This window comes from Streptomyces sp. NPDC006265 (genome assembly GCF_040613555.1).
Classification (GTDB): domain Bacteria; phylum Actinomycetota; class Actinomycetes; order Streptomycetales; family Streptomycetaceae; genus Streptomyces.
The window spans coordinates 1-14,028 of sequence record NZ_JBEXSH010000137.1 but is presented as its reverse complement, the minus strand read 5'-3'; the positions used below and the strand labels follow the sequence as shown (position 1 = coordinate 14,028).

15 protein-coding genes are annotated in these 14,028 nt (G+C 70.3%); 2 read left to right on the top strand and 13 right to left on the bottom strand.

What is annotated here, in order from left to right; all coding sequences use genetic code 11:
- The coding region (locus ABZ281_RS14215; protein ID WP_356655327.1) for an IclR family transcriptional regulator C-terminal domain-containing protein at nucleotides 1–181 on the top strand (181 nt) is incomplete at its 5' end.
- Nucleotides 182–245: 64 nt separating this feature from the next.
- On the opposite strand, the gene ABZ281_RS14210 is transcribed toward ABZ281_RS14215, so the two are convergent.
- The 10 genes from ABZ281_RS14210 to ABZ281_RS14165 form a co-directional block, all read right to left on the bottom strand.
- Nucleotides 246–1,376, bottom strand: coding sequence for an aromatic ring-hydroxylating dioxygenase subunit alpha (locus ABZ281_RS14210; protein ID WP_356655325.1), 1,131 nt, complete (start codon nucleotides 1,374–1,376; stop codon nucleotides 246–248).
- A gap of 132 nt (nucleotides 1,377–1,508) precedes the next feature.
- The gene (locus ABZ281_RS14205) at nucleotides 1,509–2,672 is read right to left on the bottom strand and encodes an FAD-dependent oxidoreductase (RefSeq protein ID WP_356655323.1); all 1,164 of its coding nucleotides are present in this window, start codon (nucleotides 2,670–2,672) and stop codon (nucleotides 1,509–1,511) included.
- Nucleotides 2,669–3,031: a bifunctional 3-phenylpropionate/cinnamic acid dioxygenase ferredoxin subunit gene (locus tag ABZ281_RS14200; RefSeq protein ID WP_356655321.1), complete on the bottom strand. Its 363-nt coding sequence runs from the start codon at nucleotides 3,029–3,031 to the stop codon at nucleotides 2,669–2,671. Before ABZ281_RS14200 ends, ABZ281_RS14205 begins: the two co-directional genes overlap by 4 nt.
- A gap of 168 nt (nucleotides 3,032–3,199) precedes the next feature.
- On the bottom strand, nucleotides 3,200–4,111 hold the full coding sequence (gene folP, locus ABZ281_RS14195) for a dihydropteroate synthase (RefSeq protein ID WP_356655319.1): 912 nt from the start codon (nucleotides 4,109–4,111) through the stop codon (nucleotides 3,200–3,202).
- A gap of 122 nt (nucleotides 4,112–4,233) precedes the next feature.
- Nucleotides 4,234–4,506: a hypothetical protein gene (locus ABZ281_RS14190; protein WP_356655329.1), complete on the bottom strand. Its 273-nt coding sequence runs from the start codon at nucleotides 4,504–4,506 to the stop codon at nucleotides 4,234–4,236.
- Nucleotides 4,507–4,565: 59 nt separating this feature from the next.
- Nucleotides 4,566–5,096 (bottom strand): chorismate-binding protein, encoded by a 531-nt coding sequence (locus ABZ281_RS14185; protein ID WP_356655317.1) that lies wholly within the window; start codon nucleotides 5,094–5,096, stop codon nucleotides 4,566–4,568.
- Nucleotides 5,005–5,265, bottom strand: a complete 261-nt coding sequence (locus ABZ281_RS14180; RefSeq protein ID WP_356655330.1) for a hypothetical protein — start codon at nucleotides 5,263–5,265, stop codon at nucleotides 5,005–5,007. The genes ABZ281_RS14185 and ABZ281_RS14180 overlap by 92 nt, the downstream gene beginning before the upstream one ends.
- Before the next feature lie 250 nt (nucleotides 5,266–5,515).
- Nucleotides 5,516–6,151 (bottom strand): MBL fold metallo-hydrolase, encoded by a 636-nt coding sequence (locus tag ABZ281_RS14175; protein WP_356655315.1) that lies wholly within the window; start codon nucleotides 6,149–6,151, stop codon nucleotides 5,516–5,518.
- Complete coding sequence (locus tag ABZ281_RS14170; RefSeq protein ID WP_356655313.1) at nucleotides 6,151–7,236, bottom strand: S-(hydroxymethyl)mycothiol dehydrogenase; 1,086 nt, start codon at nucleotides 7,234–7,236, stop codon at nucleotides 6,151–6,153. Before ABZ281_RS14170 ends, ABZ281_RS14175 begins: the two co-directional genes overlap by 1 nt.
- Before the next feature lie 402 nt (nucleotides 7,237–7,638).
- Nucleotides 7,639–7,791, bottom strand: coding sequence for a hypothetical protein (locus ABZ281_RS14165; protein WP_356655311.1), 153 nt, complete (start codon nucleotides 7,789–7,791; stop codon nucleotides 7,639–7,641).
- A 41-nt stretch (nucleotides 7,792–7,832) separates the two neighbouring features.
- On the opposite strand from ABZ281_RS14165, the gene ABZ281_RS14160 reads away from it, so the two are divergent.
- On the top strand, nucleotides 7,833–7,997 hold the full coding sequence (locus tag ABZ281_RS14160; RefSeq protein ID WP_356655309.1) for a hypothetical protein: 165 nt from the start codon (nucleotides 7,833–7,835) through the stop codon (nucleotides 7,995–7,997).
- 354 nt (nucleotides 7,998–8,351) lie between these two features.
- Here the strand turns inward: ABZ281_RS14160 and ABZ281_RS14155 are convergent, their stop codons facing one another.
- The 3 genes from ABZ281_RS14155 to ABZ281_RS14145 all read right to left on the bottom strand — a co-directional run.
- Nucleotides 8,352–11,504 carry an FAD-linked oxidase C-terminal domain-containing protein gene (locus ABZ281_RS14155; protein WP_356655307.1) on the bottom strand — a complete coding sequence of 1,051 codons (3,153 nt, stop codon included), beginning with the start codon at nucleotides 11,502–11,504 and terminating at the stop codon, nucleotides 8,352–8,354.
- A 44-nt stretch (nucleotides 11,505–11,548) separates the two neighbouring features.
- Nucleotides 11,549–12,703, bottom strand: a complete 1,155-nt coding sequence (locus ABZ281_RS14150) for an enolase C-terminal domain-like protein (protein ID WP_356655305.1) — start codon at nucleotides 12,701–12,703, stop codon at nucleotides 11,549–11,551.
- Nucleotides 12,700–14,028, bottom strand: a 1,329-nt coding sequence (locus ABZ281_RS14145) for a thiamine pyrophosphate-dependent enzyme (RefSeq protein ID WP_356655303.1), incomplete at its 5' end; no start/stop codon positions are given. The genes ABZ281_RS14145 and ABZ281_RS14150, both read right to left, overlap by 4 nt.

Here is a 14,028-nt window from a genome sequence, read left to right as displayed (position 1 = left end):
GTTCGAGATCGGACTGCACGCCATGGCAGCCCCGATCCGCAACAGGGACGGGGACGTCGTCGCGGCGATCAGCGCCTCCGGGCCGGCGTACCGGCTCACCGAGGACCGTATGCACGACCTCGCTCCGGTACTGGTCAAGGGCGCGGACGAGATCAGCCATCGCATGGGCTACCTGGGCTGACCCCGCCGCGCCGCCTTCGACGGGCGCCCCGCACTCCGGGTGCCGACCCGCCCGTGAACCGCCGCTACCGCGGCCGCCCCACGCCCAGCCGCTCCTGGACGAAGGCGTGGAACTCGCCGATGTGATGCTCGCTGGGGACGAGGACCCCGCCCTTGGCATACAGCCGGGAGCTCATCGCGGGCTGACAGCGCTCGCACGCGTCGAAGTCCTGCCGGTTGACCCGGTCGAAGAGCTCCACCGACCGACTGACGTCCTTGCCGCCGTCCACGACGTGCTTGAGATAGAGCCAGTCGCACTCGACGATGGTGCGATCCACGGCGACCGGGTACATCCGGTGGAAGATCACATGGTCGGGCACGAGGTTGATGAACACCTGCGGCCGGACGGTGATCGCGTAGTAACGACGGTCCTGGTCCTCGGTGACACCCGGAATGCGGTCGAGGCCTTCGGAGCCGTCGACGGTGAAGCCCTTGACCTCGTCGCCGAACTCCGCGCCGTGTCCCACGTAGTACTGGGCGGCGTATCCCTCGGCGAACTCGGGGAGCACCTCGGTCAGTTCGGGGTGGATCGTCGCGCAGTGATAGCACTCCAAGAAGTTCTCGACGATGAGTTTCCAGTTCGCCTTCACGTCGTAGACGATGCGTTCACCGACTTCGAGGTGGTCGATGTCGTAGTGCTCGATCGACTCCGTGTCGCCAAGGCGCGCGACCACATCCCCCACGACCTCGTCGAAGGGTGGCGGGTTCTCCGCGAGGCACACCCACACATAGCCGAGCCATTCCCGCGTGGCCACTGCTGCCAGGCCGTACTCGGTGCGGCTGATGTCGGGCATCTTGGTGAGGTTGGGTGCCGCGACGAGTTTGCCCGTCAGGTCGTACGTCCAGGCGTGATAGGGGCATTGGAAAGCGCGCTTGACCTCGCCGTTCTCGGTCGTGCTGAGCTTGGCTCCGCGGTGCCGGCAGACGTTGAAGAAGGCGCGTATGGAGTTGTCCCGTGCCCGGGTGATCAGGATGCTCTCGCGGCCCACCTCGACGGTCCGGAAGGCACCGGGCCTGGCGAGGTCGGCGGAGCGCACGGCGCAGAACCACATCGCCTCGAAGATGTGTTCCTGCTCCAGGGCGAAGATCTCGGGTTCCGTGTAGGAGGAGCCGGGGAGGGTGGCGATGAGGCTTTCCGGCAGGCCGGTCGAGGTCACAGTGCACTCCTCGGGGATACGTCGTGGATCGGGCATGCACGCGCCGGGAAGAGCGCCACCGGACGGCGTTGGGTAAGGAGCAGCGCCACCCCCTGTGCAGGAGCGGCTGTGAGCACGAGGTCCGCGGCCCTGTCAGGACGCCTGGGCCGCGAGTTGCTTGCGCCAGCGCATGAACAGCCGCGGCTGGTTCATCCCGAGTACGGCGACCGGATGTCCGGCACGCCGGTAGACGGCCAGGACGTTGCGATCGTCCGCGGTGCCTTCCTCGATCGTCACGCTGTCGGCGCGAGCCGCGTTGCCGACGAACTGGATCTTCACACCGTACTGGTCGGACCAGAAGTACGGAGCCCGGGGCAGGCCCGGTTCGGACTCGCCCCAGGACAACAGGGCGGCCACGGCCGCGTCCGGGCGTTCCCGGGCCCCGGTCCAGTGCTCGACCCGGCGGTGGATGCCTGCGCGCGGGTCGTACCAGGAGGCGCAGTCACCGACCGCGACCACCCCGGCCAGGCTGGTACGGCCGTCCGCACCGCACTTGACACCGTCGTCGAGTTCGACTCCGGATCCGGCCAGCCACTCGACGCAGGGACGGGCCCCGACGCCCACGACCACGATGTCGGCGGGAATGCTCCGGCCGTCCTCCATCAGGACGGCGTCGACGCGGGTCTCGCCGCTGAGCCCCTTGACGCCCACGCCGCACGACAGGTGAACGCCATGGTCCGCGTGGAGGCCGGAGACGATGCGCCCCATGGCCGGGCCGAGCGGTCCGGCCAGCGGTGTGGGCGCCGCCTCGACGATGGTCACGTCAAGGCCGAGGGCGCGGGCGGTGGAGGCGACCTCGGCACCGATGAAGCCGCCGCCGATCACGACCAGGCGTGCGCCCCGGGCCAGTTCGGCCCGCAGGGCGCGGGCGTCGTCCAGTGTGCGCAGGGTGTGCACACCGGCCAGTCCGTCCATGCCGGGCAGGGTCCGGGCGGCGGCGCCGGTGGCGATGACGATGCCGTCGGCCCGCACCTCCCTTCCGTCGGTGAGCCGCACCGCGCGGGGCGTGGCGTCGAGTCCGGCGGCTCGGGCTCCGAGTAGCCACTCCGCCTGCAGGTCCTCGCCGTCCGGCTCCAGCGCGAGATCGGCTTCGCCGATGCCGCCGGCCAGGAACTCCTTGGACAGCGGCGGCCGGTCGTACGGGCGATGGACTTCGTCGCCGATGACGACCAGCCGTCCGTCGTACCCCTGTTTCCGCAGCGAGCGCGCCGCCGACAGACCGGCCAGCGACGCGCCCACCACGGCTACGGTCCTCACGCGACGCCCCCGGCGAGCCGGGCGGCGATGCAGGGAGGCAGGTTCGGGGCTGCCAGAGACAGCCGGACGTAGATCATGCCGTCCTCGACGAAGACCTCGTGCGTGCGTACCGGGAGCTTGGCCGGCGGGGCGTCGACAGCTCCGGTCTTGAGATTGAACTTCGAGGCGTGCAGCGGGCATTCGACCTCGCAGCCCTCCAGCCAGCCGTCGGCGAGCGAGGCGTCCTGGTGGGTGCATGTGTCGTCGATGGCGAAGAGTTCGCCGTCATCGGTGTGGAACACCGAGACCGGCGGGTCGATGTCGAGCCTGTGGGCCTCGCCTCGGGGCAGATCCACGAGACGGCACGCGGCAATCATCATGACACCTCGGTGCGTATAGCGAAACGGATTGCGGTGAACGCAACGCCAGTTTGAAGGCGCCCGCGAATCCTTGTCAAGGAGTTCGATAGACGGCCGACGGCAATATTTTGCGTTGCGCACTGCACAACCCTCTGCGCTATAAGAAACGCAGGTCGGGGCGTGCCGCCCTCAGAACCGGAGCGTGGACTGCTGAGTCGTGGTGGATTCAAGAGCCCACCGAGCGGCCACGCGCACCGCGTCGGCCGTCGAGGCGACGTCGTGGACGCGCACACACCAGGCGCCCTGCGCGGCGGCCAGGACCGACACGGCGGAGGTGGCCGCGTCCCGCAGGTGCGCCGGCCGGGGCCGTCCCGTTTCCGGGTCCGCCAGCAGGTGACCCAGAAAGGACTTGCGCGCCGCACCCACCAGGACCGGCCGGCCGAGCGCGGCAACCTCCCGGAGACGGCCGAGCAGCCGCCAGTTGTGCTCGGCGTGCTTGGCGAACCCGAGCCCCGGGTCGACGATGAGACAGTCCACCGGGACCCCGGCGCGCAGGGCCGCGTCGACTCTCGCCCCCAACTCGTCGACCACGTCGGTGACGACGTCGTCATACACGGCGTTCGCCTGCATCCCCGCCGCGTGCCCGCGCCAGTGCATGAGCACGTAGGGCGTCCCGGCCCGCGCCATCAGCGGGAGCATCGCCGGGTCGGCGAGTCCGCCGGAGACGTCGTTGACCAGGGCGGCGCCGGCCTCCACGGCACGGGCGGCGACCTCGGCCCGCATGGTGTCGACGCTGACCGTCGCGCCCGCGGCGGCGAGTTCGCGGACGACCGGCAGCACCCGCCGCAACTCCTCCTCGACGGCGGGGCGCGCGGCGCCGGGCCGTGTCGACTCACCGCCCACGTCCAGGATGTCCGCACCCTCGTCGAGCAGCGCGAGGCCGTGCGCGACGGCCCGTCCCGGGTCGAACCACAGCCCGCCGTCGGAGAACGAGTCGGGCGTGACGTTCACGATGCCCATCACGAGGGTCCGGTCAGGGCGGGGAAGACCTCGCGGATGGAGCGCGGAAGCGGCCTCGCCGGGCCGGGCGGCGGTACTCATGCGACTCGGGCCGGGTCGGCGAAGGGGTGCGCGGGAATCATCATGGGACCGATTGCCTCGTTGCGTATAGGGGAACAGTGTGCGATTTGGGCAACGAGTCTGAGGACGGTCGTGCGGCACTGTCAAGACAGGTGGGAGGCCTCGGCCGCCCTCTGCGGCCTCGACGCCGGAGCGAGCAGCCGAGAGGCCTTCAGTTCGGTCTCGTCCCACTCCTGCCCGGGGTCGGACCCCGAGGTGATGCCGGCACCCGTGCCGAAGCACCGGTCCCGCCGGAGCGGCACGGTCGATCCAGAGGGTGCGGATGGCCATGGCCAGTTCACCGGTCCCCGGTCCGCGTCGACCCAGCCGAGGGCGCCGCAGCAGGGGCAGCGGGCCGCGGTCTCCAGGGCGTCGATGACGCAGTGCGCTGGTTTTGGGCGCGGCGGTCACGGAACCCGGTGGAAGGTTCCGGCCATCAGCTCGGGCCGGCCCGCGCCCTGCGCCAATTCCCCGCGCACGGTGGAGAGGAGATTGCACCAGGCCTGGGTGCCGCTCGACGGCGCACAGGGCCGGAAACGGTCACGGATCCGGTGGCGCAGACCTGCCCCAGGTCGTTGCGGACCAGGTCCACGATCATCGCGCTCTCGTGTGGTCCTTCTCCAGGGTCCCCCGCGGTACGGCCCGTGCCCTTGATCGGCCCGGACTCCACGGTCCGGCCGGTGCGTCCCAGGAGGAGTTCGAGCGAGGCGGTGGCCACTTCGACGCCGTGCGCGGGAAGCCGGACGGTACCGGCGTAGGGGGCGGGGTTGCCGCGGGCGAGCAGTACGGTCAGCGCGTCGATGTCGGCGGCGGCCGGGTCTGGCAGGGGCGCGGAGAGCAGGCGGCAGAGATGGCCTGATACCCGTCGCCGGCCGCTATGTGTGCGCGGATGCGGCGCCCGCCCGCGGTGTAGGGGTGCGGTCCAGGGAGGAGGGCCAGTCGCCCGGGGCCGGGCCCCGCCAGGCACCGGTCCGCGGAGCGGGCACGTACGCGCGACGCAGCCGGCCGGACCGCGTGCAGACCAGGCGGCCTTCGAAATCCACGACAACGGCCCTGAAGCCGGAGGAGTCCAGGGCGGCGGGATCGCTGGTCACCTCGCGCAGATCAGCGGCGCCGAGGCCGCCGAAGCGTGCCATCGAGGCGGGAGCGTGCACGGCGTTTCGTCCATGGGCCGACGGGGCGGATGGTCCTCGGTCTTGAGGGTCGTTCCTGGCCACGGCGGCCGCAGGCACGACCACCACCGCCGGAGTCATGGGCATGCCTGCCAGGTACGCCGGGGTGCCGACGAGGTCGCGGGCATGCCGACCGGGGCGGGCTCCCGTTCGCGGGTCTGGGCGAGGAGACACGCGGGCATGTGCTCGCCCCCGTCGGCATGGCGGTCCCCTGTCACCAGCCGCGGGCGGCCCACTCCTCCAGGTGCGGGGCCTCCGCCTCGACGGTCGTCGTCCCGCCGTGTCCGGTGTGCACGACCGTCTCGCCCGGGAGGGTCAGCAGCCGGTCACCGATGGAGCCGATGATTGTGTCGAAGTCGCTGTACGAGCGCCCTGTCGCGCCGGGACCTCCGGCGAACAGCGTGTCACCGCTGAACAACGCGCCCAGCTCGGGGGTGTACAGGCACACGGCGCCCGGAGCGTGTCCGGGCGTGTGGAGGACACGCAGGCCGATGCCCGCCACCCTGAGTTCGTCACCGTCGGCGAGCGGCCTGTCGGGCCGCCGGCCGGGGTGCACCATCTTCCACAGCACCTGGTCGTCGGGGTGCAGGAGGATGGGCGCGCCCGTGGCCAGAGCGACGTCGGGTGCGGCGCGCACATGGTCGTCGTGGGCGTGGGTGCACACGATGGCCGACAGGCGACGGTCACCGACGGCTTCCAGGACGGCGTCGGAGTCGTGCGCCGCGTCGATGACGACCACCTCGTCGTCGTCCCCGATGATCCAGACGTTGTTCTCGACGTCCCAGGTTCCGCCGTCGAGGCTGAAGGTCCCGCCGGTGACGAGGTGTTCGATGCGCGATACGCCGGCCATCACAGCACCACCACCGAGCGCAGCACGTCGCCGCGGTGCATCTTCTCGAACGCCTCCTCCACGTCTCCGAGGCCGATGGTCTCGGAGACGAACGCGTCCAGGTCGAAACGGCCTCCCAGATACAGGTCGATGAGGGCCGGGAAGTCGCGCGAAGGCAGGCAGTCGCCGTACCAGCTGGACTTCAGCGAGCCGCCCCGTCCGAAGACGTCGAGCAGGGGCAGCTCCACCTTCATCTCCGGGGTCGGCACACCGACCAGCACGACCGTGCCGGCCAGGTCGCGGGCGTAGAAGGCCTGACGGTACGTCTCGGGGCGGCCGACCGCCTCCACAACGACGTCCGCGCCGAAGCCGCCCGTCAGCTCGCGCACCGCTTCCACGACATCGCCCTCGGCTCCGTCGACGATGTGGGTGGCCCCCATGGCCATGGCCCGGTCGAGCTTGCGCCGGTCGATGTCGACGGCGATGACCTTGCTCGCCCCGGCCAGCCGCGCGCCGGCGACGGCGGCCATTCCGACGCCGCCGCAGCCGATGACGGCGACGGAGTCGCCCCTGCCCACGGCGCCGGTGTTCACGGCCGCGCCGAAGCCCGCCATGACGCCGCACCCGAGCAGACCGGCTGCCGCCGCCGGGGCCGCCGGGTCCACCTTGGTGCACTGCCCGGCGGCTACCAGCGTCTTCTCCGCGAAGGCGCCGATGCCGAGCGCCGGCGAGAGCGGGGTGCCGTCGAGCAGCGTCATCGGTTGTGTCGCGTTGTGTGTGGCGAAGCAGTACCAGGGCTTGCCCTTGCTGCAAGCCCGGCACTGGCCGCACACCGCACGCCAGTTGAGGATGACGAAGTCGCCGGGCTCGACGCCGGTGACCCCCTCTCCGACCGCCTCGACGCGACCGGCCGCCTCATGCCCCAGAAGGAAGGGGAACTCGTCGTTGATCCCGCCCTCGCGGTAGTGGAGATCGGTATGACAGACGCCGCACGCCTCGACCTTGACCAGCGCCTCACCCGGGCCGGGGTCGGGGACGACGATCGTTTCGACGGAGACCGGGGCGCCCTTCTTCCGGGCGACGACGGCACGAACCTCGTGAGCCATGAGCTGCTCCTCAAGCGGGGAAATCCTCGCGAGTGCGTTGCCTCATTCGATACACGCACCGCTATACGCAACCGAGCATCGCGGAGGAGCAGGCCGGGGGTCAAGGGCCGGGTTCCAACCGGGTCGACTCGGCCGAGTCCGCCGGAACGAGGGAGGGCTTGCCACGGGCACACATGAGGGACCGCCCGGGCACCCCGCGCATGCGTCTGGTTTCGGCCGAGTCGCGCCCGTCACGCCCTTCCGGCGAGCCGTTCAGCCGGCCACCGATCATCACGAAGAGTAAGTCGACCCCGGCGTCCCCGGCCGGCACTTCCCCGGGAGGCTGCTGCTCAACGAACGCGGGCCGGTACGCGCCGAGGGTGTGGGTCCTCGACCTCTTCTTCACGGGCAGGAATGGCGAGGCTACGCCGAAGAGCTCGCCGCTCTGCCCACCGCTGATCGGCGGAAGGCCCTCACCGCGTCCGGGCCGATGACGTCACGCCGGCCCTCGCCGTACAGGCGGACAGGGATCAGGCCGACGATGTTCACCGTCCGGTCCTCCTCACGGCCCTTCATCGTCTGTGCCTCGGCACACATGAATGTGCAGGCCCGTTCCGGTGGCTGGAGCCGGTGAACGGGCCCAGGCACCTGAGCAGGCCACCGTGCTACGCATCCTGGCCGAGGGCGGCGAGGTCGTCACCGGCGACGTGAGCGAGGCGGGCCTGCAAGACACCTACGCCTACGCCAAGGCGGGCGCCGAAGGCGGCGCTGACGAGCGTTGAAACGGTCCCGAACAGCGAAGTCGAGTCAGTCCGTTATCGGCACCTCGCGATACGGGACCAGGCTGACCGGGCCGATGAGGCCGTACTCCTGGCGGGGCATCTCTGCCTGCCCGGGGAAGCCGTCGGTCACCCGCAGCCGGTTGCGGAGCGGGGTGGCGACACGGACGCTGTTTGTCGCTGGTCGGCGTCTGCGGGGCTTTCGGCGTCGCCGCACAGGCTCTGGGCGCCGTGCGGCGGTTCGTCCAGCGTTCGCGAGGCCCCTCTTCCTGACGTACCGCCGCCGTCCCGCGGCGGACGGACCGGCGGCGGGCTGCGCAGGAACCGTGTCGACAGGCGGCATCCCCGGGGACCGCGTCAGCGGCGCGCCACGCCCACTGCGGCCGCGCCGATGGCGGCTCCCAGCCCGACGACCGCGAGGACACGCAAGGCCCTCTCCTTCAACGGCGGGGTCGGTACCCGCAGTGCGTCCCGCTCGAGCGAGCGGGACGCGGCTCCCGCCCCCTCGGTGCGGGCCAGTTTCATCACCTCGGCGACATGCAGGGCCCGCCGCCCGGTGCCGGCGTCCTTGATCTGCGTCTTGCAGGAGAACCCGTCGGCGACGACCAGACAGTCGTCGTCCGCATCACGGACGGCCGGCAGCAGGGCCTGTTCGCCACAGTCCATGGAGATGTCGTACTTGCCGTCTTCGAAACCCCACGATCCGGCGAGTCCGCAGCACCCGCCCTGGAGGTTCTCTACCTCGAGGCCCATCTTCTCCAGCAGGTCCTGCTCGGGGTTCATCCCGCCGGTCGCGCGGTGATGGCAGTGGCCCCACAGCAGCGCCTTGCCGTCGAGCTTCGGTGGCTCGATGCCGAAGGTCTGGAAGAACTCCGGGAAGTGGTAGGCGTTGCGGGTCAGCCGCCGGGCGTCGTCGTCATGGGGCAGCAGTTTGGGCAGCTCGTCCTTGAAGACGGCCAGGCAGCTCGGCTCCATGCCGACGATCGGGGTGCCGGCCCTCAGGTGCGGGCGCAGCGTGTCCAGCACACGGTGCAGGTAGCGCTCGGCGGCGTCCAGGAAACCGTAGTCGTACAGCGGCCGCCCGCAGCAGATGTGGCCCTCCGGCATGACGACCCGCCAGCCCGCCGCCTCGATCGCCTCCACGCACGCCACGCCGACGCCGGTGTGGAAGTAGTTGTTGAAGGTGTCGGGGAACAGGACCACCGGACGCCCGGAGGGGTTGGCGGTGCCGCCCCGCCGGGCGAACCACTCCTGGAGTGTCATCGGCGCGAAACGCGGCAGCGGGCGTCGGCGGTCGATGCCCGCGGCCAGCTTCGCGAGGCGGGCGAGCCCCGGCGTGTGCGTGACCAGGTTGGCCACCTCCGGGACACGGGAGGCGATCCTGGCCGCCTGGTCGATGAATCCGAACGCGTAGGCATGGCGGGGGCGCCACCGGCGGGCCGACTTGAAGTGGTGGTAGAGGAACTCCGCCTTGTAGGTGGGCATGTCGACGTTGACGGGGCAGTCGTTGGTGCAGCCCTTGCAGGCCAGGCAGAGGTCAAGAGCGTCTTTCACCTCGTTGGACTGCCAGCCGTCGGTGATGACGTCGCCCTTGAGCATCTCGTACAGGAGCCGGGCCCGGCCGCGGGTGGTGTGCTTCTCCTCGCGGGTCACCTGATAGCTGGGGCACATCGTCGTCTCGGCCTGCGGCACCCGGCACTTGCCGATGCCGACACAGCGCAGGGTGGCGTGGGCGAAGTCGCCGCCGTCCTCTTGGTAGGCGAACTTCACCGGGTGGCGGGGCGGGTTGTAGTCGGTGCCGAGCTTGAGGTTCTCGTCCATCCGGTAGGCGTCGACCACCTTGCCGGGGCTCATCTTGCCCTGCGGGTCCCAGATCGCCTTGAACTCGCGCATGGCCTGGACGAGTTCCGGGCCGAACTGCTTCTCCAGCAGTTCGCCGCGCTGCTGACCGTCGCCGTGCTCGCCGGAGACCGAGCCGCCCATGCTCACGCACAGGTCGGCGGCCTCCTCCATGAACGTCCGGTAGGTGGCCAGGCCGTCGGCGGTGCGCAGGTCGAAGCTGAGCCTGCAGTGGATGCAGCCCTGGCCGAAGTGGCCGTACATGGCGCCGGTGATGCCGTGCCGGTCCATGACCTTGCGCAACTCGCGGACGTAGGTGCCGATGCGGTCGGGCGGCACCGCGGAGTCCTCCCAGCCGGGCCAGTGGTCCTTGCCGTCGGGCGGGAACGCGGTCGATCCGAGGCCGCTCTCGCGGATCGCCCACAGGTGTTCGCTGGTGCCGCCCTCCTGCTTGCTCCTGGCGATGCGGATGCGGTCGCGCGCGTAGCCCTTGTCGTCGGTGAGCCACCGTGTGAAGCCCTCCGCCCGGCTGATGGACTCCTCGGCGGTGTCCGCGCCGAACTGCACCACCAGCCACGCTCCGCCGCCCGGGCGCGGCAGCTCCTCGATGTCCTGCGCGTTCATGTTCTCCAGCTGCTGGTCCCGGATCAGCCGGTCGTCGAGCGCTTCGAGACCGATCGGCTTCCACCGCTCGATGAGTTCGGCGCAGTGCTCGGCGGCGTCGGCGAGGTCGTCGTACTCGACCACGACGGTGGTGCGCTGGAACAGGCCGGGCGTGAGCATGAGCGTCGAGCGCAGCACGGTCGCGCAGGTGCTCTCGGTGCCGACCAGTGCGCGGGCGACGTTGAACCCGCGTTCGGGCAGGAGTTCGTCGAGGTTGTAGCCGGATACCCGGCGCGGCACCTGCTGTTCGGAGTGGAAACCCGCCCGGATGGTTTCGGCGTACTTGTCGCGCAGGTCGCGCAGCGCGGCGTAGATCTCGCCCTTGCGGCCTCCCTTGGCGATGATCTTGTCGAGGTGGTTCTCCTCGTCCACGCCGACCCAGAAGCGTTCGCCGTCGTAGGTGACGACCTCCAGGGCGTGCACGTTGTCGCTGGTGCGCGGGCCGGGGCCGTACAGCTGCGACTGCACCGAGTGGATGCCGCAGGAGTTGTTGCCGATGTTGCCGCCGATCACGCAACGGGAGTGGGAGGAGGGGTCAGGGCCGAAGACCAGGTTGTGGCGGCCGGTGTGGCGGTTGAGGTCCTCGTTGATGACACCCGGCTCGCAGGTGACCAGGCGGCGGCGGACGTCCACTTCGCCGATGCCGGTGAGGTACTTCGAGTGGTCGATCACGACGGCTTCGTTCACCGTCTCGCCGGACAGGCTCGTACCGCCGCCGCGGCTGAGGACGGGCGCGCCGAAGCGGTGGCAGATCTTGTGCACCGCCACCACGTCGTCGAGGGTGCGGGGTACGACGACCGCGATCGGCACCTGACGGAAGTTGGAGGCGTCCTGGGCGTAGAGCGCCAGCGAGCCGGCGTCGAAGCGGACCTCGCCCTCGACCGCCTTGTGCAGTGCCTGTTCCAGTTTGCCCATGTCGACGGTGTGGCGGGCTCGCGGCGGTCCCGCGATCTCCGGATGCGTCCTCGCCGGGATGTCGCGCGTCGCGCGGCGTGTTGCCTTCGCCATCGGGTTCAGTTCTCCTTAGTACGCCTACTCAGAAGTACGCCTACTCAGACTGGTTGCGCCGCGTAGACACGGTGGGGTTCGGCGTCCGCCCATTTGATCTCCAGCCCGAGGCCCGGTCGCCCGGGGTCGGGGCGCAGGGCTCCCTCCTCGGGGGACAGGGTGCCGTCGAACAGCAGTCGCTCCACGCGCACGTGGTCGTGGAAGTACTCCAGGTGCCGCAGTCGGCGTACGGCGCAGAACGCGTGGGCGGACAGCGCGGGGGCGCAGTGGGCGGACAGGTCGAGGTGGCGGGTCGCCGACAGGCCCGCCACCTCCAGGAGCGCCGTGATGCCGCCGCACCGGGTGATGTCCGCCTGGAGGCAGTCCACGGCGGGGGGGTCCACGAGATTGACGAAGTCACGGGAGGTGAAGGCGTATTCGCCCGCCGCGATCTCCAAGCGCTCCGGGCCCCGGTCGCGGAGCATCCGCAGCCCTTCCAGGTCGGCCGAGCTGACGGGCTCCTCCAGCCACCGCACGTCCCACTCGTCATGGAACCTGCGCGCCCAGTACAGCGCCTCTTTGCGCGAGAGAGCCCCGTTGGCGTCCGTGAAGATCTCCGGTTCGTCACCGATCGCCTTCCGTACGGCGGTCAGACGGTTCGGGTCCCGTTCGGGCTCACGGGAGGTCTTGAGCTTGACCCGGGGGATGCCCTGGCCGACCCACCCGGCGAGCTGGTCGGTGAGCCGGTCGATCGGGTAATTCGTGAAGCCTCCGCTGCCGTAGACCGGTACCCGGTCGTGGTGAGCGGGCAGAAGACGGACCAGCGGCAGGTCCAGCAGCCTCGCCTTGAGGTCCCACAGAGCGACGTCGACGGCGGAGACGGCCATCGCTCCGACGCCCGGACGGCCTGCGTTGCGGATCTGCGCACCCATACGCTGCCAGAGCTCCGGCGGCGCGGTGACCTTCTGCCCGTCCAGCAGCGGTGCCAGTTTGGACGCCACGAAGGAGGCGACCGACACGTCTCCGTAGGTGTAGCCGAGTCCCGTTCTGCCGCCCGCGTGCACCCGGACCAGGACCATGGTCGTGGAGTCCCACTCCAGCGTCCCGTCCTGTTCGCTGCCGTCGGGGCCGTCGGTGGGCACCTCGAAGGCGTGCACGTCGACCGCGTCGATCCGGCATCCGTCCAGGCCCGCTCCGCCGCCGACGGTACGGCCGGTCACGGTTGCCTCCCCGGCAGGTGCTCGGCCAGCTCGGTGATCTTCTGCCGCGCCCCCTTGACGGCGATGCCCACTCCCTCCGGGTCCCGTACGGCCGCCTTGGCGGCCTTCTTGCCCTGCGTCTTCATGATGTGGGGCGGAATGGGCGCGATCTCGGCGTCGACCTTGAACTCCAGCACGACCGGCCGGTCACTGGACAGCGCCTCGTCCCACGCCTTGCCGATCTTCTTCGGCTTGTCGCAGTAGATGCCCTTCAGGCCGATGAGTTCGGCGTACTTGGCATACGGGATGTCCGGGATCTCCTGCGAGCCCTGGAACTTCGGATCACCGGCCATGGCGCGCTGTTCCCAGGTGACCTGGTTGAGGTCCTGGTTGTTGAACACGCAGAAGACGAACGGTGCCGGGCCGGACAGCCGGTCCAGGTACCGCTTGACGGTGATCATCTCGGCCATGCCGCTCATCTGGAACGCCCCGTCCCCGACAAAGGCGATGACAGGCCGGTCCGGGTGGGCGAACCGGGCGGCGATCGCGTAGGGGGTGCCCGGCCCCATCGTGGCCAGCGTGCCCGAGAGCGACGCCTGCATGCCTTTGCGCAGCTTGAGGTGCCTGGCCCACCAGTTGGTGCCGGAGCCCGAGTCGGCGGTGAGGATGACGTCATCTGGCAGCCGGGGCGAGAGTTCCGCCGCCACGGCCTCGGGGTTGATGGTCCCTCCGAAATGCTGGCCGGCCCGCTTCCGGCAGATGGCGTTCCACTCGGTGACGTCCTTCTCGATCTTCTCCCGCCAGCCGCGGTCCTCCTTGCGGCGCAGAAGCGGCAACAGGGCTTTGAGCGTCTCCTTGGAGTCCCCGACGAGGTGGGCGTCCATCGGGTAGCGGATGCCGATCATCCGCCCGTCGATGTCGATCTCCACACCTCGCGCCTGCCCTTCGTCCGGGAGCCACTCGGCGTAGGGGAAGCTGCTTCCGATCATGAAGAGGGTGTCGCAGCCGCGGATCATGTTGTCGCTGGCCTTGCTGCCGAGCAGGCCGATGGGGCCGGTGACGAAGGGCAGGTCGTCGGGCAGCACCTCGCGGCCGAGCAGAGCCTTGGCCACACCCGCGCCCAGGAGTTCGGCCGCCTCCACGACCTCGCTCTGCGCGTGCGCCGCCCCTTGGCCGATGATCATGGCGATCTTGTTGCCGGCGTTGAGAATGCCGGCAGCCCTGTGCAGCTCCCCCTCGTCGGGCAACAGGCGCGGGCGGCTCCAGCCGACACTGGAGAACACCGAGCCGTGCTTCTTCGGCGGCGAGGGCTGGGCGTCCTCCTCCTGGATGTCGTTCGGGATGAT